Source organism: Massilia sp. X63 (assembly GCF_041023745.1).
Taxonomy (GTDB): Bacteria; Pseudomonadota; Gammaproteobacteria; order Burkholderiales; family Burkholderiaceae_D; genus Telluria.
Map to the genome: position 1 here is coordinate 218,158 of NZ_JBFTEF010000003.1, position 19,917 is coordinate 238,074.

23 protein-coding genes and 1 tRNA gene are annotated in these 19,917 nt (G+C 67.4%); 14 read left to right on the top strand and 10 right to left on the bottom strand.

The genetic code is table 11. The features are described from left to right. Positions 1–22: 22 nt before the first annotated feature. Together AB3347_RS08040 and AB3347_RS08045 are read left to right on the top strand one after the other, a co-directional pair. Entirely contained in the window at positions 23–385 is a 363-nt protein-coding gene (locus AB3347_RS08040; RefSeq protein WP_051997044.1) for a hypothetical protein, read from the top strand. A gap of 140 nt (positions 386–525) precedes the next feature. Then, complete coding sequence (locus tag AB3347_RS08045; RefSeq protein ID WP_369091263.1) at positions 526–2,193, top strand: serine hydrolase; 1,668 nt, start codon at positions 526–528, stop codon at positions 2,191–2,193. 138 nt (positions 2,194–2,331) lie between these two features. Here AB3347_RS08045 and AB3347_RS08050 read toward each other — a convergent pair whose 3' ends face one another. Beyond that, positions 2,332–2,949 carry a peptidoglycan recognition family protein gene (locus AB3347_RS08050; RefSeq protein ID WP_369091264.1) on the bottom strand — a complete coding sequence of 206 codons (618 nt, stop codon included), beginning with the start codon at positions 2,947–2,949 and terminating at the stop codon, positions 2,332–2,334. Between the two features lie 123 nt (positions 2,950–3,072). Between AB3347_RS08050 and AB3347_RS08055 the strand changes: the two genes are divergently transcribed. The 3 genes from AB3347_RS08055 to AB3347_RS08065 all read left to right on the top strand — a co-directional run bounded on the left by AB3347_RS08055 (position 3,073) and on the right by AB3347_RS08065 (position 4,922). Continuing rightward, positions 3,073–3,495, top strand: coding sequence for a CoA-binding protein (locus AB3347_RS08055; protein ID WP_369091265.1), 423 nt, complete (start codon positions 3,073–3,075; stop codon positions 3,493–3,495). A gap of 97 nt (positions 3,496–3,592) precedes the next feature. Next, positions 3,593–4,192 carry a glutathione peroxidase gene (locus tag AB3347_RS08060; RefSeq protein WP_369091266.1) on the top strand — a complete coding sequence of 200 codons (600 nt, stop codon included), beginning with the start codon at positions 3,593–3,595 and terminating at the stop codon, positions 4,190–4,192. A gap of 118 nt (positions 4,193–4,310) precedes the next feature. Next, complete coding sequence (locus AB3347_RS08065) at positions 4,311–4,922, top strand: OmpW family protein (RefSeq protein WP_369091267.1); 612 nt, start codon at positions 4,311–4,313, stop codon at positions 4,920–4,922. Between the two features lie 6 nt (positions 4,923–4,928). On the opposite strand, the gene pabB is transcribed toward AB3347_RS08065, so the two are convergent. The 3 genes from pabB to AB3347_RS08080 all read right to left on the bottom strand — a co-directional run bounded on the left by pabB (position 4,929) and on the right by AB3347_RS08080 (position 8,252). Further along, on the bottom strand, positions 4,929–6,779 hold the full coding sequence (gene pabB / locus AB3347_RS08070) for an aminodeoxychorismate synthase component I (RefSeq protein ID WP_369091268.1): 1,851 nt from the start codon (positions 6,777–6,779) through the stop codon (positions 4,929–4,931). A gap of 17 nt (positions 6,780–6,796) precedes the next feature. Continuing rightward, on the bottom strand, positions 6,797–7,372 hold the full coding sequence (gene slmA / locus AB3347_RS08075) for a nucleoid occlusion factor SlmA (RefSeq protein WP_369091269.1): 576 nt from the start codon (positions 7,370–7,372) through the stop codon (positions 6,797–6,799). 151 nt (positions 7,373–7,523) lie between these two features. After that, the gene (locus tag AB3347_RS08080; protein ID WP_369091270.1) at positions 7,524–8,252 is read right to left on the bottom strand and encodes an HAD-IA family hydrolase; all 729 of its coding nucleotides are present in this window, start codon (positions 8,250–8,252) and stop codon (positions 7,524–7,526) included. A 27-nt stretch (positions 8,253–8,279) separates the two neighbouring features. Here AB3347_RS08080 and AB3347_RS08085 point away from each other — a divergent pair, with 27 nt between their 5' ends. Then, positions 8,280–9,182, top strand: a complete 903-nt coding sequence (locus AB3347_RS08085) for a TraB/GumN family protein (protein WP_369091271.1) — start codon at positions 8,280–8,282, stop codon at positions 9,180–9,182. A gap of 43 nt (positions 9,183–9,225) precedes the next feature. On the opposite strand, the gene AB3347_RS08090 is transcribed toward AB3347_RS08085, so the two are convergent. Further along, a tRNA-Thr gene (locus AB3347_RS08090) sits at positions 9,226–9,300 on the bottom strand. Positions 9,301–9,343: 43 nt separating this feature from the next. Further along, entirely contained in the window at positions 9,344–10,273 is a 930-nt protein-coding gene (gene argB, locus AB3347_RS08095) for an acetylglutamate kinase (RefSeq protein WP_051306276.1), read from the bottom strand. A 139-nt stretch (positions 10,274–10,412) separates the two neighbouring features. On the opposite strand from argB, the gene AB3347_RS08100 reads away from it, so the two are divergent. Continuing rightward, positions 10,413–10,598 (top strand): cysteine-rich CWC family protein, encoded by a 186-nt coding sequence (locus tag AB3347_RS08100; RefSeq protein WP_369091272.1) that lies wholly within the window; start codon positions 10,413–10,415, stop codon positions 10,596–10,598. Position 10,599: 1 nt separating this feature from the next. Here the strand turns inward: AB3347_RS08100 and AB3347_RS08105 are convergent, their stop codons facing one another. Together AB3347_RS08105 and AB3347_RS08110 are read right to left on the bottom strand one after the other, a co-directional pair. Further along, positions 10,600–11,796 carry a PHB depolymerase family esterase gene (locus tag AB3347_RS08105; protein ID WP_369091273.1) on the bottom strand — a complete coding sequence of 399 codons (1,197 nt, stop codon included), beginning with the start codon at positions 11,794–11,796 and terminating at the stop codon, positions 10,600–10,602. Between the two features lie 22 nt (positions 11,797–11,818). Further along, positions 11,819–12,262 (bottom strand): CopG family transcriptional regulator, encoded by a 444-nt coding sequence (locus AB3347_RS08110; RefSeq protein WP_369091274.1) that lies wholly within the window; start codon positions 12,260–12,262, stop codon positions 11,819–11,821. Between the two features lie 127 nt (positions 12,263–12,389). Between AB3347_RS08110 and AB3347_RS08115 the strand changes: the two genes are divergently transcribed. From AB3347_RS08115 to AB3347_RS08135, 5 genes are all read left to right on the top strand, one after another. Next, on the top strand, positions 12,390–12,866 hold the full coding sequence (locus AB3347_RS08115; RefSeq protein ID WP_369091275.1) for a thioesterase family protein: 477 nt from the start codon (positions 12,390–12,392) through the stop codon (positions 12,864–12,866). Between the two features lie 58 nt (positions 12,867–12,924). Then, positions 12,925–14,394 (top strand): UbiA family prenyltransferase, encoded by a 1,470-nt coding sequence (locus tag AB3347_RS08120; RefSeq protein WP_369091276.1) that lies wholly within the window; start codon positions 12,925–12,927, stop codon positions 14,392–14,394. Further along, complete coding sequence (locus AB3347_RS08125) at positions 14,391–14,585, top strand: DUF1289 domain-containing protein (protein WP_369091277.1); 195 nt, start codon at positions 14,391–14,393, stop codon at positions 14,583–14,585. The genes AB3347_RS08120 and AB3347_RS08125 overlap by 4 nt, the downstream gene beginning before the upstream one ends. A gap of 1 nt (position 14,586) precedes the next feature. Beyond that, complete coding sequence (locus AB3347_RS08130; RefSeq protein ID WP_369091278.1) at positions 14,587–15,495, top strand: MBL fold metallo-hydrolase; 909 nt, start codon at positions 14,587–14,589, stop codon at positions 15,493–15,495. An 84-nt stretch (positions 15,496–15,579) separates the two neighbouring features. Further along, positions 15,580–16,536 (top strand): NAD(P)H-dependent flavin oxidoreductase, encoded by a 957-nt coding sequence (locus AB3347_RS08135; protein WP_369091279.1) that lies wholly within the window; start codon positions 15,580–15,582, stop codon positions 16,534–16,536. A 37-nt stretch (positions 16,537–16,573) separates the two neighbouring features. Here AB3347_RS08135 and AB3347_RS08140 read toward each other — a convergent pair whose 3' ends face one another. Both AB3347_RS08140 and AB3347_RS08145 read right to left on the bottom strand, forming a co-directional pair. Further along, complete coding sequence (locus AB3347_RS08140; protein ID WP_369091280.1) at positions 16,574–17,200, bottom strand: hypoxanthine-guanine phosphoribosyltransferase; 627 nt, start codon at positions 17,198–17,200, stop codon at positions 16,574–16,576. A gap of 123 nt (positions 17,201–17,323) precedes the next feature. Further along, positions 17,324–17,689, bottom strand: a complete 366-nt coding sequence (locus tag AB3347_RS08145) for an MmcQ/YjbR family DNA-binding protein (RefSeq protein ID WP_369091281.1) — start codon at positions 17,687–17,689, stop codon at positions 17,324–17,326. A 144-nt stretch (positions 17,690–17,833) separates the two neighbouring features. Between AB3347_RS08145 and AB3347_RS08150 the strand changes: the two genes are divergently transcribed. Continuing rightward, positions 17,834–19,651 (top strand): aminopeptidase P family protein, encoded by a 1,818-nt coding sequence (locus AB3347_RS08150; protein WP_369091282.1) that lies wholly within the window; start codon positions 17,834–17,836, stop codon positions 19,649–19,651. Then, entirely contained in the window at positions 19,651–19,917 is a 267-nt protein-coding gene (locus AB3347_RS08155; RefSeq protein ID WP_369091283.1) for a hypothetical protein, read from the top strand. The genes AB3347_RS08150 and AB3347_RS08155 overlap by 1 nt, the downstream gene beginning before the upstream one ends.

Sequence of the window (19,917 nt, forward strand, 5' to 3'; positions counted from 1 at the left end):
GTTGAGACAGCTCGAGCCGACCATGGCAAGCCCTCCAGACCATCGCGAACAGCAGCAAACCCTGCCGGCGGATGACCGCTTCGGCCAGACCCTGTACCGCTTCCTCTTTTTCGACTGGCTGTTCCGCGACGTGAGCAGGGCGCGCAATTTGTACGAGCGCCATGCCGCGCGCGAGCACAACCGGCGCATGAGCCGTTATTTACCGGTCTACATGCGGCGCTGGTCGGTGCTGGCCACCTTCGACTTCGCGCTCGGCTTCCTGTTCGAGCGCGTGCTGTCCGCTACCATGCTGTCGGCCCTGTTCTTCACCGGTACCTGCGTGACCATTACCGGCATCCTCGTGATGACCGTGATCTGGCTGTTCCTCGCCGCCCGCCTGCCGTGAGCCCTGCCGGGGCGGTCCCGTTCGCCCCCGGATAGCCACCACTCGACCCATCCGAACGACCGCTGATCGGCGCTCGATTGCGGCCGGCCAGACCCCGTACGTACAGTCACGGCACGCCAAAACAAAAAGGAATGCCGACCATGTTCATCCGTACCGCCATCTGCGCCGCGCTGCTCCTGTGGACGCCGCAGGCCGCCTTCGCTGCCGACGCCAGGCAGGACAAGCCGCTGAGCAAACGCGCCCTCGAGGACCTGTCCTTCCGCCTGCACGCCACCGTCGCTCCCTATTTCCCTGCCGAGGCGCCGGGCGGCGTCGTCCTGGTCGTCAAGGATGGCCAGACCGTCCTGCGCCGCGCCTATGGCATGGCCGATGCTACCCGCGGCGTGAAAATGGCGCCCGAGATGGCCATGCGCATCGGTTCGATGACCAAGCAGTTCACCGCCACCGCCATCCTGCTGTTGGCGGACGAAGGCAAGCTGTCGGTCGACGACGAGATCACCAGGTACCTGCCCGACTACCCGACCCAGGGCAAGAAGATCACCATCGAACACTTGCTGACCCACACCTCGGGCATCGTCAGCTATACCGGCAAGCCGGGCTTCCCGCAGCGGGCGCCGCAGGACATCACGGTGGCGGCCCAGATCGACTCGTTCAAGAACGACCCGCTGCAGTTCGAGCCGGGCAGCACCTGGCGCTACAACAATTCGGGCTACTACCTGCTCGGGGCCATCATCGAGAAGGCCTCCGGCCTGCCTTATCACCAGTTCCTGGAACAGCGCATCTTCGTGCCCCTCGGGATGGAACACACCGCCTACGAAGGCCACGCGCGCAGCGGGTGGCCGAGCGCCGCCGGCCATTCCCCGCTCGAAAAAGGGTTTGGTCCGGCCCGGCCGCTCGGCAAGAACCAGTCCTATGCCGCCGGCGAACTGGTGTCGACCGTGGACGACCTGGCGAAATGGGATGCGGCCGTCGGCAAGAAGCTGCTCAAGCCGGCCACCTGGCAGCGCGCCTTCACCTCCTATCGCCTGAAGGACGGCAAGGACAGCCACTACGGTTACGGCTGGGAGATGAGCCTGGTCCAGGGCGAGCCGGCCATCGGCCATAGCGGTTCGACCCGCGGCTTTCGCTCGTATGGCCTGCGCCTGCCTGCCAAGGGCGTCTACGTGGCGGTGCTGACCAACGGCGACGCCGGCATGGTGGTGCCGGACGTCGTGGCGCGCCGGGCGGCCGCCGTCGCCATCGGCAAGCCGCTCCCGGAATTCAGGGAGGTGGCGCTGGACGCGGCCGGCCTGGATGCGGTGGCGGGCGTGTACACCCTGGACAAGGACAGCCAGCGCGTGTTCCGCCGCGACGGCGAGTTCCTCTCCTTGCAGCGCCCGGGCCGCGGACCCTTGGTGCTGAAGGCGATGTCGGCCAACGAATTCTTCGTGCCCGATACGGCCGACTGGTTCGTGTTCCAGCGTGATAGCGCCGGCAAGGTGACGGGCGTGATCTACCACCAGGACGGCCGGGTGCTGGCGCATGCGCGCAGCGGCGAGGCGCCGCCGCCGCGGATCGTGGCCAGGATTGCCGATGCCGCCTTTGACGCCCACGTCGGCCGCTACGAGATGCAGCCGGGGATGGTGCTGGAAGTCCGCCGCGAAGGCAGCCGTTATGTCGTGCAGCCAACCGGCCAGCGCCAGGTCGAGATCTTCCCGCTGAGCGAGACCCATTTCTTCGCGCGCGATGTCGATGCCGAGATCAGCTTCGAGGGACCGGGCCTGCAGTTCAAGCAGGGGGGCCGCAGCTTTACTGCCCGCCGGATTTGAATCTGTACGCTGTAGGGTGGGCAGCTTTCTGCCCACGCGTTCAACAAGCGTATGTGGATCGAACCATGATCGCAGTGCGCAACTGTGATTTGAACGCGTGGGCGGCATAGCCGCCCACCCTACGAAAGCAAGACTGCTTCAGCGTTTCGCGGCCTGTTCCCCCGCCAGCCGCAGCGCCACCTTGTGGCGGAACCAGTCTTCCTTCACGTAGCGGTACAGGTTCGCGCCCGGGCACACGGTCTTGTCCGAGTGGTCGCGGTGGCTCTTGATATCGTCCAGCGAGACCCGGTACTTCGCCGCCAGCAGCGCCATCAGGTCGACCACGGCGTCCAGCTGCTGCTGGTTCGGTTCCACTTCCTCGAAATTGCCGACCACCTCGATCAGGGCGTGGCCGCTCGGGTCGTACTCGGTGTTGGTGTCGCCCGCGTAATCGATGTTGCGCGCTTCGTAGATACGGCCGTCGAGGTCGATGACGTAGTGGTAGGGGATGTCGAGCCAGCCCTTGCTGGCGCGCGACCACGACTGCAGGCGGCGCAGGTAGGCCTGCGGGTCGGTGCCCGGCTTGAACGGCTCGCCCTGGTGGTGCAGGGTGATCTGGCTGATGTGGTGGCGGCGCGCCTTGGCCGGGTCGGCCGGGGTGCCGCCCCAGGCGGCCACCGGGACGATGGCGCGCTCCACCGCGGCGAGCGGTTCGGCCGCATGGACGGGCAGGGACAGGGCGAGGAGGGTGAGGCAGGACAGGACAATGCGGCGCATGGAGGACTCGATCGGGAACGAGCCCGCATCTTTCCACGTTTGCGCTTCCAGCGCCAGCGCAGGCGCGCCGGGCGATGCAAACCTGATAAGCTAGCGGTCGACCCCTCAACCAATGAACCTACCATGAGAAGCATTGCCCAGATCCTCAGCGACAGCAAGACCATCGCCATCGTCGGCCTCTCGAACAAGCCCGACCGGGCCAGCCACGAAGTGGCCGCTTACTTGCAGGAACACGGCTACCGTATCGTGCCGGTCAACCCGAGCTACGCCGGCGAGACCATCCTGGGCGAGCAGGTCTACGCCACGCTGCAGGAAGCGGCCGATGCCCTGGCCGGCAGCGGCCAGTCGATCGACATCGTCGACTGCTTCCGCAAATCCGACGATATTCCGCCGATCGCGCGCGATGCGATCGCCGTGCGCGCCGGCTGCCTGTGGATGCAGCTCGACATCGAGAACCAGGCCGCCGCCGACCTCGCGCGCGCCGCCGGCCTCGACGTGGTCATGAACCACTGCATCAAGATCGAGCACCGCAGCCTGAATGGCTAATGAACGGCTGACGCAGGCCCGGCGCGGCGCGGCGGCGATGTTTACCCGGGTGGCTGCGTTACAATCGTGGCATTCCAACCCGAGGGAATTCCCCGCCATGTTCAAGACCACCGCCCTGCTGTTCGTCTCCCTTGCCGCAGCGAGTACAGCCCTTCCGGCCGCCGCACAGACCGCGGCCGCAGCCGGCGCACCGGCGGCTGCGCGCATGCCCGCCAGCTGCCCGGCCCTCCTCAAGCAGAACTTCAAGCGCCTGCAGGACGACGCGCCGCAGGACCTGTGCCAGTACGCCGGCAAGGTGGTGCTGGTGGTGAACACGGCCAGCTACTGCGGCTTCACCAAGCAGTACGAAGGACTGGAGAAGCTGTACGCGAAGTACGGTGGCCGCGGCCTGGTGGTGCTGGGCTTCCCGTCGAACGACTTCGGCAAGCAGGAACCGGGCAATGCGAAGGAGATCGCCGACTTCTGCTTCAACACCTACGGCGTCAAGTTCCCGATGTTCGCCAAGAGCGTGGTCACCGGCCCGGAAGCCAACCCGCTGCATGCCGCACTCACCAAGGCCACCGGCCAGGCGCCGAAGTGGAACTTCACCAAGTACCTGATCGGCCGCGACGGCAAGGTCATCGAGCATTTCCCGAGCAAGGTGACGCCGGAAGATCCGGCCCTGGTCGGCAAGATCGAGCAGGCGCTCGCCATGTGAGCCCCCGGATCGAATAACCTTTCCAGCATTGTGGTTATTTGATCCAGATCAACGATTTTTTTGCGCTGCATCAATATTCTTAGCTTCGTCAATGATGACATGACGAAAGGTAAGAAAAATGAAAACGATGTTGCAGCATGTGCTGGCAGTTACCCTTGCACTCGCCGGCAGCCAGGCCCTGGCGCAGGAAACCAACTGGATGGTGCGCGCGCGCGCCGTCCACATCGACCCGGCCAACGAGTCGGCGCCGCTGGCCGGCGTGGGCGCGGCGGACCGCATCCACGTCAGCAGCAAGACCATCCCCGAAATCGACATCTCCTATTTCTTCACGCCGAACCTGGCGGCGGAACTGATCCTGACCTATCCGCAGAAGCACGACGTCACCCTGGACGGCGCCCGTATCGGCAGCTTCCGCCACCTGCCGCCGACCCTGAGCGCCCAGTACCACTTCGCACCGCAGTCGATGCTCAATCCCTACCTGGGCGTGGGCGTCAACTACACCCGCCTCTCGCACGTGAAGCTCCTGAATGGCGCGGGCGACCTCGAGAGCGGCAGCTGGGGCATGGCGCTGCAGGCCGGCGTGGATTTCCGGCTCGACGCGCGCTGGTCGCTCAACCTCGACGTGAAGAAAGTGAACATCCGCAGCGACGTGATGGTGGGCGGCGCGAAAGCCAGTAGCGTGAAGGTGGATCCGGTGCTGTTCGGCGTCGGCGTCGGCTACCGCTTCTAAGCGCCGTTAGTCCTCTTGCGGGTCGGCCAGCAGGACCGCCCGCAATGGACCGCGCAGCGCATTGCAGACGACGATGTCGTCTGCCGCTGCCAGCATCTCCCGCGTGATCACGCGTTCGCTCGCGTTCCAGGCCGGCGCCTGCAGCAGGATGCCGCGCATCACGCCCGGCAGCAGGCCGCTGGAGAGCGGCGGCGTGAACCACTCGGTGCCGAAGCGCACAAACACATTGCAGCGTCCCCCTTCGGTCAGTTCCCCGCGCTCGTTGAAGAACAGGGCGTCGAAGGCGCCCAGCGCCTCGGCGGCGCGCCAGGCCGCGTCGTAGCGGCTGCGCACGCTCGTCTTGTGGCGCAGGAACAGGTCGCCGGACTGCGTCGTCTCGCTCTCCAGCAGCAACAGCACCGGTTCGCCCAGGGGGGCCAGCGGCGCCGCCTGCAGCGCCAGTTCGCCGTCGTGCCGCACCGACAGGCGCAACCGGTGCAGCTGTCCGGGAGGCAGGGCCAGGCAGGCCTCGTTCAGGGCCGCGCGCGCGGCGCCGACGTCGAACGGGTGCCCAAAATAGCGGCAGGACGCGGCCAGGCGGTCGAGGTGCTGCTCGATGTGGCGACAGCCGTCGTCCCAGCTTGCGCGCAGGGTCTCGAAGATCTCGCACTCGTTGGGCAGGCCGGTGAGGAAGCGCGCCTTGAGCCGGCATTCGGCGAATTCCGAGGCGGCGTCGCTGTCGTACACGATGCCGGCGCCGACGCCCAGTTCTCCCTGGCGGGTGCCGCCTTGCGCGGGGCCCAGCGCCAGCGTGCGGATCGGGACCGACAGGCAGAAATCTCCAAAACCCGCGCCGAAGGGGGTGCCGCTGCCCGCCTGCGGCGGATCGAACCAGCCGATCGCGCCGGTATAGATGCCGCGCGCGCTCGGTTCGAGTTCGTGGATGATCTCCATGCTGCGGCGCTTCGGCGCGCCGGTGATCGAGCCGCAGGGGTAGAGCGCGGCGAACACCTGTTCCAGATCCGCATCCGCGCGCAGGCGCGCCTGTACCGTGGAGGTCATCTGCAGCACGGCGCCGTAGCGGCGCACCTCGAACAGCGCCGGCACCTCGACGCTGCCGGTGCTTGCCACTCTTCCCAGGTCGTTGCGCAGCAGGTCGACGATCATCAGGTTCTCGGCGCGGTTCTTGGTGTCCGCCGCGAGCGCCTGCGCGCGTTCGTCGTCGACGGCGTCGTCGCCGCTGGCCGGCGCCGTGCCCTTCATCGGCCGCGCGGTCAGGAGGCCCGCATCGTGGCGCACGAACAGTTCGGGCGAGAAGGACAGCAGCGCGCTGCCGTCGGGCAGCGCCACCAGCGCGCCGTAGGGCACGCGCTGGCGCGCGCGCAGCCGCGCATACAGCGCCACCAGCGGGCCGTAGGCCTCGAAGCGCAGGCGGTAGGTGTAGTTGACCTGGTAGGTGTCGCCGGCGGCGATGTAGGCGCGGATGCGATCGATGGCGTCGGTGAACGCGGCTTCGTCGACGTTCGGCGTGATGCCGGCCACGCCCGCCGGCGCGCCGCTCGCTGTGCGGGTGGCGATCCAGGCCTCGACCTGGGCCGCTTCCAGGCGCTCGCACTGCTCGAACAGCAGCACCTGCGCCAGCGCGCCCGCCACCGGGTGGGCCGGTATGCCCTGCAGGTGCGCCCCCAGTTCATAGCTCAGCAGCGGCACCGCATACAGGCCGCGCCCCAGGGCCTCCTGCATGTCGCGCAGCAGTTGCGGCCAGTCGCTGGCGCCATCGCAGCGCAGCGTGCCCGCATGGCGGCTGTACAGGCGCGAGCGGGCTGCTCCGGGTGCGCCGGCGTCGTCCAACAGCGCGAAGACTTCCTGGGTGTCCATGGTGCTCGTAAGCTTCCTTATGCCGCCAGCAGCAGCGACAGCTGCAGCGCCGAGCCCTCGGCCGGATTGTGCCTGAAGCCGCTCTTGGCGAAGCGGTGCCAGCGCCCGGTCACGTAGCTCACCAGCAGGCTGGCGCGCGCCGCGACGTCGGTCTCCGCGCCATGGCCCTGGGTGACGGCGACCCGCAAGGCCTGCTTGAACGCCATCTCGACCTTGTCGTAGAACTGGTTCATGCGCAGCTGCAGGCGCTCGTCCTCGCCCACCAGGGCGTCGCCGATCAGGACCCGGGTCATGCCCGGGTTGTTGCTCGAGAAGGACAGCAGTATCTGCAGGATGGCGTGGGCCTGGGTCACGCCGTCTTCCTCGCGTTCGGCGATCTGGTTGATCAGGCCGAAGACGCTGGATTCGATGAAGTCGATCAGGCCCTCGTACATCTGCGCCTTGCTGGCGAAGTGGCGGTACAGCGCCGCCTCCGATACCGACAGGCGCGCCGCCAGCGCGGCCGTGGTGATCTTCTCGCCCTTCGGCTGCTCGAGCATCGAGGCCAGGGCCTGCAGGATTTGCAGCTTGCGCTGCCCCGGCTTGGTTGCCATGTGATCCCTAGTTGATGGGGGCCTCGAGAAACCTGCTGCGCGTTGTAATCTCGACCTGCGATGCTCGCTGTACCACCGTACAGCTGCGCTTCTCGGTCAAGCTTACTGCCGCTCGCGACGGTTTTCGAGGCCCTTTGTTTATTTATCATTGTTAGCGCAATCGGTGCAAACGCGCCGGAAGCTGCCGCACGGATTTTACTTTGACATCGACGTAACGGGGGCGTTTCAGGGTCCGCGGCAAGGGCGCTTTGCCGATCGGATCGCTCATGCGCAGGTATTGCGTCACCCACACGGTGCGCAGCCCGAGCCGGCTGGCGCTCTTCAGGTTGGCCAGGGTGTCTTCGACCAGGATGCAGCGGCGCGCCGCCACGCCGTGCTTGCGCAGCAGGCGGCGCAGCATCAGGCCGGACGGCTTGGGCCGCAGCTGGCGGTGCACGTGCATGTGTTCGATCGCGACGTGGTGTGCGAAATGCCGGCTCAGGCCCAGGTGGCGCATGACGTCGGTGGAGTAGCGCGTCGGCGCGTTGGTGAGCAGGATCTTGCGGCCCGGCAGGCGGCGCAGCAGCGTGGCGAGTCCCTTCTCGGCGCGCACCAGCTTGTCGAGCGCGCCGAGGTCGTGGGTCACGTGCAGGAAGTCGGCCGCCGACACCCCGTGATGGCGGATCATGCCGAGCAGGGTGGCGCCGTAGCGCTTCCAGTAGCCCAGGCGCGCGGCGTCCACCGCGGCCTGGCTGGCCGGCGTGACGCCGTCGCCCAGCACGCGCCCGATATAGGTGTTCATGTTGGCGCTGATGGCCGGGAAGATGGCGTGCGATGCATCGTGCAGGGTGTTGTCGAGATCGAACAGCCAGACGGGGGAGGGGAGGGTATGATTTGGCACGGTTTCGAACACAACAAGGGGTAATGAATGCGACGTCCGATTATAGTGGTCTTCTTCAGCCTGTTCCTGTTGGCGTTCCAGTCCGTGGCCGCGGAACTGGCGGCACAACGCGGCGCGCTGTTCCGCGTCAGCGGCGGCGGCCACGCCCTGTACCTGTACGGCACCATCCACGCCGGCCGTCCCGATTTCTACCCGCTCGAGCCGCGCATCCGCCAGGCCCTGGCGGCGGCGCCCACGCTGGCGCTCGAGATCGACGCCGGGCGCGACCCCGCGGCGATGGCGGCCGCCCTGCAGCAATACGGCATGTTCCCGGCCGGGCAGGCCGGATTGGCGGGACTGGCGCCGCAACGCCGCGCGCGCATCGAAGCCGCCCTGAAGGGGCAGGGCATCGACCCGGCCGCCGTGGCGCAACTGAAACCGTGGATGATCGTGATGACGCTGGTCGTGATCGATGCCGCCCGGATGGGCTACGACCCGCGCCTCGGCGTCGACGCCCACCTGGCGCAGCAGGCCCGCGCGAGCGGCGCCACCCGCATCGCCGAACTCGAATCGATCGGTTACCAGGCCGCGCTGCTGGATCGGCTCGGGATCGAGGACCAGTGGAAGCTGCTGGAAGAAACGCTGGAGAACGCGGCATCGGGCCGCCAGCTGCGCGAAGCGCGCGAACTGTTCGATGCCTACGAGCGCGCCGACGGGGCCGCGCTGGAACGCATCGCGCAGCGCATCGACGAAGACGACAGCTTGAGCGGCCGCTTCACGCGCGAACTCCTGATGGACGAGCGCAACGGGCCGATGGCGGACAAGGTGGCGGCGTTGCTGGCGCGCGAGGACAAGGCGGTGGTGGCGGTGGGCTTGCTGCACCTGGTGGGACAACGCGGCGTGCCCGAGCTGCTGCGCAAGCGCGGCATCAAGGTGGAGCGCATCTACTAGGGAAATACTGCGGGGAGGTACTGCGGATACTGCAGGAGGGAAGTGGTGCCCTTGACGTGGATTGAACACGTGGCCTCTCCCTTACCAAGGGAGTGCTCTACCACTGAGCTACAAGGGCGGGTAGATCGTTTTCTGTGGCGGAGATTTCCGCCACAAAAAATTTAGTGAGACCGGATCATAGTGCCAAATGCCTGTTCGGTCAAGACTTCCAGCAACAAAGAGTGCTCGATGCGGCCGTCGATGATGTGCACGGTATTGACGCCCGACTTGGCGGCGTCCAGCGCCGACGAGATTTTCGGCAGCATGCCACCCGAAATCGTGCCGTCTTCGAACATCTCGTCGATCTCGCGCGCCGACAGGTCGGTGACCAGGTTACCCGCCTTGTCCTGCACGCCGGCGATATTGGTCATCATGATGAGCTTTTCGGCCTTCAGGATCTCGGCGATCTTGCCGGCGACGACGTCGGCATTGATGTTGTAGGCCTGGCCGTCCTGGCCGAAGCCGATCGGCGAGATGATCGGGATGAAGGCGTCGTCCTGCAGTGCCTTGACCACGGCCGGGTTGATCGCCTCGATCTCGCCGACGAAGCCGATGTCGAGGAATTCGCCCGGCTTTTCCTTGTCTGGCATGCTCATGCGGCGTGCGCGGATCAGGCCGCCGTCCTTGCCGGTCAGGCCCACGGCCTGGCCGCCGTAGTGGTTGATCAGCATGACGATGTCCTGCTGGACCTCGCCGCCCAGCACCCACTCGACCACTTCCATGGTTTCTTCGTCGGTAATGCGCATGCCCTGCACGAAGGTGCCCTGCTTGCCGATCTTCTTCAGCGCGTTGTCGATCTGCGGACCGCCGCCATGCACCACGACCGGATTCATGCCCACCAGCTTGAGCAGGATGACGTCGCGCGCGAAGCCGTGCTTCAGGCGTTCGTCGGTCATGGCGTTGCCGCCGTATTTGATGACGATGGTCTTGCCGTGGAAATTACGGATGTAGGGAAGCGCCTCGGCCAGGATCTGCGCCTTGATCTGCGGCGATACTTTCGTCAGATCGTTGGGCTGGTCGTCGGTGTTCAGGCTGGTCAGAGTAGCGTTCATGGAGGGTCCAAAATAAATGTCGCAAGATTTTAAGGCAACAGGGTAGTACTTGTGCTGATTATATGGCGTCTTGTTGTATTTTATGGGCTGAATCGCCACCGTACAGAACCATGCAATTCATTCAACACAGGAGCGCGCCGTGAGCACATGCACCCGTTGCGGCGCCGAATTCGGCTGCGCCATGGCAGATGGCAGCCTGGAACCGTGCTGGTGCACGGCCTTGCCGCCGGCCGTGCCGGTGCCGCAGGAAGCGGCCGGCTGCTGGTGCCCGGCCTGCCTGCGCGCCCATATCGACGCCGAACTGGCGCAAGGCCCGGTGTCGTAGCTCAGCGCTGCGTGCGGAAGAAACGCATCATCTCCCGGCTCGCATCCGGCCCCTTGTCGTCGGTATAGCTGCCGCGCGCACTGCCGCCCGACCAGGCGTGGCCGGCGCCGTGGATCAGCCAGTGTTCCGCGTGGACGCTGCCGTCGTCGTGGTGGTGTACCGTGCGCGTATAGGCGTGGCCGTTCGGCACCTGGCCCGGTTCCGCCGTGCGGCGCGCATTGCGGGCGCGGCCCTGGGCCACCAGTTCGTCGCCGTTGGCCGGGTGGACGGTGGTGTCGCGGTCGCCGTGGAACACGATGATCGGCACGGTGCGTCCCGGCGCCTGGCTGCGCCGGAAGTCGCCCTTCATGGCCGCCAGCGCCGACGGCAGGTCCTTGGCCGCGGCGAAGGGCAGGCCCGAATGCACGCCGACGGCGGCGTACAGGTCCGGATACAGCGTGCCCATGATGGTGGCCATGGCGCCGCCGGCCGACAGGCCGGCCACGAACACCTGGTCCGCATCGACCGGGTGGCGCGCCATCACGTCGCGGGTGATGCCGGCAATGATCGAAGGCTCGCCGCGCTCGCGCTGCTGGTCGGTTTCGTTGAACCAGTTCCAGCAGCGCGAAGGATTGGCCGCCTGCGACTGGGCCGGATAGACCACCAGGCAGCCCAGCTCCTCGGCCAGCGCGTTCATCCCCGTGCCGTGCGCGAAATCGTCGGGATTCTGGGTGCAGCCGTGCAGCATCACCACCAGCGCGGCGGGCGCATCGGTCAGGGTGCTCGGCACATACAGCTTGTAGTCGCGGGTGCCGGCCTCGTTGGTGAAGCTGCCGCTGCTGAAGGTGCCGGGCCAGGTGGCTTCCTGGCCGGCCCCTGCGCCCAGGCCGCCCGTGCCCAGGCCGCCGAACTGTTCGCGCACCGACTCCATGGTGCGCTGCAGGTTGGCCAGCATGTCGGGCACGACATTCGCTGCCGTGGTGTGCGGCGCTGCCGGTTCGCGCGCCGATGGCGCCTCGGCCTCGTGGGCGGCGCTGCCGCCCGGCGGCGGGTTGATGTCGCGCATCGGCGGCGGCGCAGCGGGAGCGGCGGGGCGCTGGAAGGCCGTGGCGTGCTTCATCGCTTCCTGAACGATGGCCGTGGTGTCCACCGGTCCCTTCTTGATCAGGGCGCTGGTGGCCTTGCGCATCTGCGCAAGCAAGTGCATGTTCAGTTTCATGGTGTTTCCTCCGCCGGCGCGATCACTGGATGCGCCCGGCAAGTGCCGTCTTGACCGCGCTGCTGGCGTGCAGCGCGCCGAGGACGACGATGGATTCGATGGTGTCCAGCGCCAGTTCGGGCGGGACGTCGTGGGCGATGCTGGCCAGGCCGAGCACCTGGATCTGCAGGCGCTCGCCGGCGTCGCGGGCACGCTCGAGGTCGGCCCGCGTGTAATGGTGCATGCCGAGCACGAGACTGCGCCGCGCCACGGTCTGGCGCACCACGTCGGCGTGCGCCTGCAGCTGGTTGCGGATGGCGGTGCGGATCAGGTCGGAACGGTTCGCATAGAAGCCTTCGCTCACCAAGAGGTCGATCTGCCCGAGGTCGATCGGTCCCAGGTTGATCGTGATCTTTTCCGAGTCCGCCGGCCTGGCGGTGTCCCTTGCCGCTTCCCTGGCTGCTGTTTTCGCTACTTCTCTGCTCATGATGCCTTCCGCTTCCTTACGCCACGCTTGCACCATCCAGCTGGATGGTCTGGGGAGTGTACGCCTGTGGTGTGCTGCGTCAAGGCCGGACGTATGCAAATGTCCTGAGCTGCGTTAATCTGCGCACATGCGTGCAGAAATACAACTCGGCCATTGTTTCGAATGGCAATACACCATCCCCGCGCGGGCCGCCGTGCCCGCGCTCTACCACGACACGCCGTTCTGCCGCGACATGCCGGAGGTACTGGCGACCGGCTACCTGGTCGGGATGATGGAACTGGCCTGCCTGCACGGCCTGATGCCCTTCATGGACTGGCCGCACGAGCAGAGCCTGGGCACCATGGTCAGTTTCCAGCACCTGGCGCCGACCCCGCCGGGCATGCGCTTGCACATCCGCGGCGAGGTGCTGGAAGTCGAGGGCCGGCGCGTGCGTTTCCGCGTGGAAGCTTGGGATGAGCTTGAAAAAGTGTGCGAAGGAATTCACGAGCGCCACCTGATCGATCCGGTGCGCTTTCGCGAGCGGGTTGCGCGCAAGCTGGCGCACTGGCACTCCGGCCGGGCTACGCCCGATGAGGGGGGAACGGCGCCCCGCGATGAGCGATAATGCGCGATGGTGCTTATTGATAGTGAACTGAATGTTAATCAACTCGGCTGACATTTCCATGCTCGATTCCCGACAGGCACAGCGACCGTCCGCATCCATTCCGCTGGTCGTGGACCTGGACGGCACCCTGACGCCGACCGATACCCTGGTCGAGTCGGTGCTCCTGCTGGCGAAGCAATCCCCGTTCGACCTGCTCAGGCTCCCCCTGTGGCTGGCGCGCGGACGCGAAGTCATGAAGGCCGAGGTCGCCGCCCGGGTCAGCCTGGCGCCGGAACAGCTGCCCTACCGCCAGGACCTGCTCGATTACCTGCGCCAGGAGAAGGCCGGCGGGCGCCAGATCGTGCTGGCCACCGCCGCCCACCGCGCGATCGCCGACGGCGTCGCCGGACACCTGGGCCTGTTCGACCGCGTGCTGGCCAGCGACGGCAGCCGCAACCTCAAGGGCAGCAACAAGCTGGCCGCCATCCGCGCCGAGGTCGGGCCGGACTTCGCCTATGCCGGCGACAGCGCCGCCGACCTGGCGGTGTGGGAAGGCGCGCAGGCGGCCGTGCTGGTGGGCGCCTCCCGGGCAGTGAGCAGCGCCGTGCGCCGCAGGCATCCGGTCGAGAAGGAATTCTCCCGGCCCGCCGCCGGACCGGCGACCTGGCGCAAGGCCTTGCGCATGCACCAGTGGGCCAAGAACCTGCTGTTGTTCGTGCCGCTGCTGACCGCGTTCTCGTTCTACCCGGAGGACCTGGCCACCATGCTGCTGGCCTTCCTGTGCTTTTCGGGCGCGGCATCCGCCACTTATATCGCCAACGATTTGTGGGACCTCGGCAACGACCGCCGTCATCCGCGCAAGAAGCTGCGGCCCTTCGCCAGCGGCGCCCTGCCGATCACCTCGGGCGTGGCCGCGGCGACGCTGCTGCTGGCGGGCGCCTTCGGGCTTGCCTTTGCCATCAATACCGGCTTCGCCGCGATGCTGCTGGCCTACGTGGTCCTGACCACGGCCTACAGCTGGTGGCTCAAGGAGCGCGTGCTGATCGACGTGCTGGTGCTGTCGATGCTGTACACGATGCGCATCGTCACCGGCTCGGTGGCGGTGGGCATCCATACCAGCGCGTGGCTGCTGGCCTTTTCCCTGTTCGTGTTCCTCAGCCTGGCGCTGGTGAAGCGCTGCTCGGAACTGCAGCTGATGCAGCAGCGCGGCCAGGCCGGCGCGCACGGGCGCGACTACCGCGTGGTCGACCTGGCCGTGCTGTGGCCGATGGGACTGGCCTCGGCGCTGGCCGCGGTGGTAGTGCTGGGCCTGTTCATCAACGCGCCCGAAACCGAGCAGCGCTATGCCAGCCCGGTGCTGCTGTGGGGCCTGGCGGGCCTCATGATCTACTGGCTGGGCCGCCTGTGGATCAAGACCGCGCGCGGCGAGATGGACGACGATCCGGTGCTGTATGCGCTCAAGGACCGCGGCAGCCGGATGGCCGTCGGCTTGATGGCGGTGATCGCCGTCTGCGCCCGTTCCTTCGATATCACGAATTTGCTGCCATGACCCCGGAACTGCACAGCCCCGTCCCCTCGCCCTGCATCAACGTCTGCCAGATGGACCCGGCCACCGGCCTGTGCCGCGGCTGCCTGCGCACCATCGACGAGATCGTCGCCTGGGGCAGCGCCGGCGACGACTACAAGCGCGCCGTTTGGGTCGAGATCCGCCGCCGCGAAACCGACATCGACTGGGGCTGAGATGGACCTGCGCTTGCCGGGGTCGATGCAGGTCTTCGAGCGCGGCTGGCTCTCGTCCAACAATATCCTGTTCACCGGCGCCCGGACCGCGCTGGTCGACAGCGGCTACCTGAGCCATGCGCCGCAGACGCTGGCGCTGCTGCGCCATGCCTTGCAGGGACGGCCGCTCGAGCGCCTGCTGAATACCCACCTGCACTCGGACCACTGCGGCGGCAATGCGCTGCTGCAGCACGCCTATGGCTGCGCCATCGCGATTCCGGCAGCGGAGGCGGCCAAGGTCGCCGCCTGGGACGAGGAGGCGCTGAGCTACCGCGCCACCGGCCAGCAGTGCGCACGCTTCACTTTTGATGCCACGCTGGCGCCGGGCGAGCGGCTGGTGCTGGGCGACCTGGCATGGACGGTGCTGGCGGCGCCCGGCCACGACCCGCATGCGCTGCTGTTCTTCTGCGAAGCCGAAGGCGTGCTCATTTCCGGCGACGCCTTGTGGGAAAACGGCTTCGGGGTGATCTTTCCGGAGCTGGCGGGCGAACCGGGCTTCGCGGAAGTCGGCGCCACCCTCGACCTGATCGCCAGTCTGGATGCGCGGGTGGTCGTGCCCGGCCATGGCGCCGTGTTCGGCGCGGTGCCGGCGGCCTTGCAGCGGGCGCGGGCGCGCCTGGACTACCTGAGCGCCGACCCGGCGCGCAATGCCCGGAACGCGGTCAAGGTGCTGTTGAAATTCCTGCTGCTGGAGCGGCGCGCGCTGGCGCTGGATGCGCTGCCCGGGCTGCTGGCGTCGATCCCGCTGGTGGAGCGGGTGCGCACCGGGGTGCTGGCGATGGGGGCGGACGACATGGCGCGCTGGGCCGCCGCCGCGCTGGTCAAGGCCGGCGCCGCCCGCATCGAGGGGCGGGTGCTGGCAGACGTTTAGAGGTGAAAATCTAGCACGATCGTTCTTTTTTCAGGGCTATAATGCCCGGAGACTTTTGATCAACCTGAACAGCGAAAGCCTTCCATGACCTTGCCACCCGTGCTGCAAGACCTGTCCCTTCCCGTCATCGCTTCCCCGATGTTCATCGCCAGCGGTCCCGCGCTGGTGGCGGCCCAGTGCAAGGCCGGCATCGTCGGTTCCTTCCCGGCCTTGAACGCGCGCCCGGCCGAGCTGCTCGACACCTGGCTCACCGACCTGCAGCGCGAGCTGGCCGACTACCAGCAGGCCAACCCGGGCGCGAAAGTCGGCCCGATCGCGGTCAACCAGATCGTGCACCAGTCGAACGACCGCCTGGCGCACGACGTCGAGGTCTGCGTGAAGCACCAGGTGCCGATCATCATTTCCTCGTTGCGCGCGCCGCCCAAGGAAATGCTGGACGCCGTGCACGCCTACGGCGGCATCGTGCTGCACGACGTGGTCTCGATCCGCCATGCCGAAAAGGCGCTGGAAGCGGGCGTGGACGGCCTGATCCTGGTCGCGGCCGGCGCCGGCGGCCATGCGGGCGCGCTGTCGCCGTTCGCGCTGGTGGGCGAGGTGCGCAAGTTCTTCAAGGGCCCGGTGGCGCTGTCCGGTTCGATCGCCACCGGCGACGCGATCCTCGCGGCCCAGGCCATGGGCGCCGACTTCGCCTACATCGGCTCGCGCTGGCTGGCGACCAAGGAATCGAACGTCACCGACGCCTACCGCGACGCCATCGTGGAATCGAGCGCCGCCGACGTGGTGTACACCAACCTGTTTACGGGCGTGCACGGCAACTACCTCAAGAAGTCGATCGTGGCGGCCGGGCTGGATCCGGACAACCTGCCGGAATCGGACAAGAGCAAGATGAGCTTCGGCTCGGCCAGCGCCAAGGCCTGGCGCGATATCTGGGGCGCCGGCCAGGGCGTGGGCCTGATGGACGACGTGCCGACGGTGGCCGAGATGGTCGAGCGGCTGAAGGCGGAATACGCGGCGGCGCGGGCGCGCCTGGCGCTGGGCTGATGCCGTGGTGGCCGGCGCTGCCGGCCACCACGAACGATCAATCGAGGCGCTTGGCGTCCGGGGTCGGGAACGGCGGCGGCGGCTCGGCCGCGCTCAGGTCGTCCGGGTTGATCGACCACAGCCCCGGCAGGTTGCGCCAGTAGTTATAGACGTCCATGCCGAAGCCGACCACGAATTCGTTCGGCAGCGTCAGGCCGACCAGGTCGGCCTTGATCGGCTTGGCGCGCTTGATGTCCTTGTCCGCGAACACGGCGACGATGACTTCGGCCGCGCCCATGTCGAGCAGGCGCTGCTTGACGTGGGCCAGCGTTTCGCCTTCGTCGAGGATGTCGTCGACCACCACGATGGTGCGTCCGGCGACGTCCTGGCGCGGGATCACCTTCCAGACGATCTGGCCGCCGCGGTCGGCGTCGCCGTAGCGGCTGACGTGGATGTAGTCGAATTCGAGCGGGAAGTCGAGCTGCGGCAGCAGGTGGCCGGTGAACACGACGGCGCCGCCCATCACGCCCAGCACCAGCGGGAAGGCCTTGTCGTCGGGATTGCCGAAGCGCGCGTTCAACTGGTCGGCGACGCGGGCCACCGCGGCCTGGACTTCCTCGGGCGTGACGATTTGCGTGGCGTTGGCGAGGAGCGCGCGGGCGCGGTCATGGTGGTAATCTTGCATGGTCGTTCTGTCTTCTAATGGAAAGATGGCGGTCCGCTTGTGTGCCCGATTATGCGTCATTCGGGTGCACGGGCGCGTTCCTGTTGGAATCGGCGGGATGTTCGGTATCCATCGCGCAGTGACTCACGCCTTGCCTGCGCCGTCGCCGGCAATCTCGCGCTGCAGCTTGCGGGTCAGCTTGGCGAACACCAGTTCGTAGGAGCGGCGCAGCAGCGCGGCGAACTCGGCGTCGTCGAGCTGCGCCGCAGGCGTCACGAACACCCACTTGGCGCGCGCCAGGTAAGGCGCCGGCACGATGCCGGGGCGGTCGGTCAATTCCAGGAAGCGGTCGTCCTCGGCCTTCAGGCTGAAGCCGGTCGACGGGCCGTCCTTGTTGGTCACCGCGAACATCTTGGCGCCGACCGAAAACACGGTGTCGTTGTCCCACTTGGTGTCCTCGGTGCAGCCGGGGAAGCTGCGGCAGAGGGCCTTGGCCGCGTCGAGATCCATGTTGTCTCCTGTGCCGGCTGCAGCCGGTCGAGTCCTTGATGCGGGCATTGTAGCGGATGATGTCGTAGTGCAATAACCAGAAGCGCCACGGCGCAGCATTGCGGCGTATCATACGTGGCTTGGAAAACAAAGAACGAACAAGCCATGTCCACCCCAGAATTCGAACAAGTCCGCAGCAATCGCCTGGCCCAACTGCGTAGCGCGATGGCGCGCGCCGGCATCGATGCCTACGTCGTGCCGTCGAGCGACCCGCACCTGTCGGAATACCTGCCCGGCCACTGGAAGGGCAGGGAATGGCTGTCCGGCTTCACCGGCTCGGTCGGCACCTTCATCGCCACCGCCGGCTTCGCCGGCGTCTGGACCGACGGCCGCTACTGGACCCAGGCCGAGACCGAACTGGCCGGCAGCGAGATCGCGCTGATGAAGATCCCGGGCGCGGCGAGCCAAATGCACGTCGACTGGCTGGCGGCGAACCTGGCGGCCGGCCAGACGGTGGCCGTGGATGCGCGCGTGCTCGGCCTGGCCGGCGCGCGCCTGCTGTCGGATGCCCTGGCCGCCAAAGGCATCACGCTGCGTACCGACGTCGACCTGCTCGACGAGGTCTGGCAGGAACGTCCGGCGCTGCCGGCCGACCCGGTATTCGAGCACCTGCCGCCGTATGCGACCATCAGCCGCCTCGAGAAGCTGGCCGCGACCCGCGCCGCGATGGAGCAGCACGGCGCCGGTTTCCACTTCATCTCGACGCTCGACGACATCGCCTACCTGTTCAACCTGCGCGGCGCCGACGTCAGCTTCAACCCGGTGTTCCTGGCGCACGCGCTGATCGGCCGCGCCGACGCCACCCTGTTCGTCGGCGAGGGCAAGGTGCCGCCGGAGCTGCGTGCCCGTCTCGAACACGACGGCGTGCACCTGGCTCCCTACGCCAACGCCGCCACCGCCTTGAGCGCGCTGCCGGACGGCGCCACCTTGCTGCTCGATCCGCGCCGCGTGACCGCCGGCATGCGCGCCGCCGTCAACCCGGGCGCCAAGGTGGTCGAAGCGATCAACCCGACCACCTTCGCCAAGTCGCGCAAGCTGGACAGCGAGGCCGTCAACGTGCGCGCCGCGATGGAGCAGGACGGCGCCGCGCTGTGCGAATTCTTCTGCTGGCTGGAAGCCGAGCTGGCCAACCCGGGCCGTGCTCCGCTCGACGAGGTCGCGATCGACACTCACATCACGGCTGCGAGAGCCCGCCGCCCGAACTTCATCAGCCCGAGCTTCTCGACCATCGCCGGCTTCAACGCCAACGGCGCGATCATGCACTACCGCGCCGCGCAAGCCACTTGCGCGACCATCGAGGGCGACGGCCTGCTGCTGGTCGACTCGGGCGGGCAGTACCTGGGCGGCACCACCGACATCACCCGCGTGATCCCGGTCGGCACGCCCTCGGATGCGCAGCGGCGCGACTACACCCTGGTGCTGAAGGGCCTGATCAACCTGTCGGCGACGCGCTTCCCGCGCGGAACCCGCGCGCCGCTGCTGGACGCGATCGCGCGTGCGCCGATCTGGGCCGCCGGCATCGACTACGGCCACGGCACCGGCCATGGCGTCGGCTACTTCCTGAATGTGCACGAAGGCCCGCAGACGATCTCCCCGGCGGTGCCGCCGGACCCGCACACCGCGATGGAGCCGGGCATGATCACCTCGATCGAGCCGGGCATCTACCGGCCCGGCCGCTGGGGCATCCGCATCGAGAACCTGGTGCTGAACGGGGTGGTCGACAGCACCGAGTTCGGCGAATATCTCGGCTTCGAGACGCTCACCCTGTGCCCGATCGACACCCGCCCGCTGGAGCGATCGCTGCTGCGCGAGGACGAGATCGCGTGGCTGAACGCCTACCACGCCACCGTGCGCGCGCGCCTGGAGCCGGTTGTTTCCGGCGCGGCGCGCGACTGGCTGATCGCGCGCACGGAGGCATTCTAGTGGCCGGCGCCCGTTCCACCCGCGCCAGTGCGGCGGTCGAGCGCCTCAAGAAGCGCACCGGGAACACTGCGTACTCGATGGCGCGCACCGGCGACGGACTGTTTTACCTGTCCGAGGCGCCCGGCGCGCCGGCGCTCAACGCGCCGCTCGAGCTGGACGACTTCGTCGCCTACGTGAACGGCCTCGGTCCGCAGGAGGTCAAGCGGATCAGCAAGCATGACGAGGCTTTCGAAAAGCAGCTGGTGCGCAAGAAGCCGGGAGCGTAA

Coding starts and splice junctions, on each gene's coding strand:
- AB3347_RS08085 (WP_369091271.1), top strand. CDS start 8,280: ATGCGACGTCCGATTATAGTGGTCTTCTTCAGCCTGTTCCTGTTGGCG.
- AB3347_RS08140 (WP_369091280.1), bottom strand. CDS start 17,200: ATGCAAGATTACCACCATGACCGCGCCCGCGCGCTCCTCGCCAACGCC.
- AB3347_RS08125 (WP_369091277.1), top strand. CDS start 14,391: ATGACCCCGGAACTGCACAGCCCCGTCCCCTCGCCCTGCATCAACGTC.
- AB3347_RS08060 (WP_369091266.1), top strand. CDS start 3,593: ATGTTCAAGACCACCGCCCTGCTGTTCGTCTCCCTTGCCGCAGCGAGT.
- AB3347_RS08055 (WP_369091265.1), top strand. CDS start 3,073: ATGAGAAGCATTGCCCAGATCCTCAGCGACAGCAAGACCATCGCCATC.
- pabB (WP_369091268.1), bottom strand. CDS start 6,779: ATGGACACCCAGGAAGTCTTCGCGCTGTTGGACGACGCCGGCGCACCC.
- AB3347_RS08105 (WP_369091273.1), bottom strand. CDS start 11,796: ATGAAACTGAACATGCACTTGCTTGCGCAGATGCGCAAGGCCACCAGC.
- argB (WP_051306276.1), bottom strand. CDS start 10,273: ATGAACGCTACTCTGACCAGCCTGAACACCGACGACCAGCCCAACGAT.
- AB3347_RS08045 (WP_369091263.1), top strand. CDS start 526: ATGTTCATCCGTACCGCCATCTGCGCCGCGCTGCTCCTGTGGACGCCG.
- AB3347_RS08065 (WP_369091267.1), top strand. CDS start 4,311: ATGAAAACGATGTTGCAGCATGTGCTGGCAGTTACCCTTGCACTCGCC.
- AB3347_RS08050 (WP_369091264.1), bottom strand. CDS start 2,949: ATGCGCCGCATTGTCCTGTCCTGCCTCACCCTCCTCGCCCTGTCCCTG.
- slmA (WP_369091269.1), bottom strand. CDS start 7,372: ATGGCAACCAAGCCGGGGCAGCGCAAGCTGCAAATCCTGCAGGCCCTG.
- AB3347_RS08150 (WP_369091282.1), top strand. CDS start 17,834: ATGTCCACCCCAGAATTCGAACAAGTCCGCAGCAATCGCCTGGCCCAA.
- AB3347_RS08110 (WP_369091274.1), bottom strand. CDS start 12,262: ATGAGCAGAGAAGTAGCGAAAACAGCAGCCAGGGAAGCGGCAAGGGAC.
- AB3347_RS08120 (WP_369091276.1), top strand. CDS start 12,925: ATGCTCGATTCCCGACAGGCACAGCGACCGTCCGCATCCATTCCGCTG.
- AB3347_RS08135 (WP_369091279.1), top strand. CDS start 15,580: ATGACCTTGCCACCCGTGCTGCAAGACCTGTCCCTTCCCGTCATCGCT.
- AB3347_RS08040 (WP_051997044.1), top strand. CDS start 23: ATGGCAAGCCCTCCAGACCATCGCGAACAGCAGCAAACCCTGCCGGCG.
- AB3347_RS08115 (WP_369091275.1), top strand. CDS start 12,390: ATGCGTGCAGAAATACAACTCGGCCATTGTTTCGAATGGCAATACACC.
- AB3347_RS08130 (WP_369091278.1), top strand. CDS start 14,587: ATGGACCTGCGCTTGCCGGGGTCGATGCAGGTCTTCGAGCGCGGCTGG.
- AB3347_RS08145 (WP_369091281.1), bottom strand. CDS start 17,689: ATGGATCTCGACGCGGCCAAGGCCCTCTGCCGCAGCTTCCCCGGCTGC.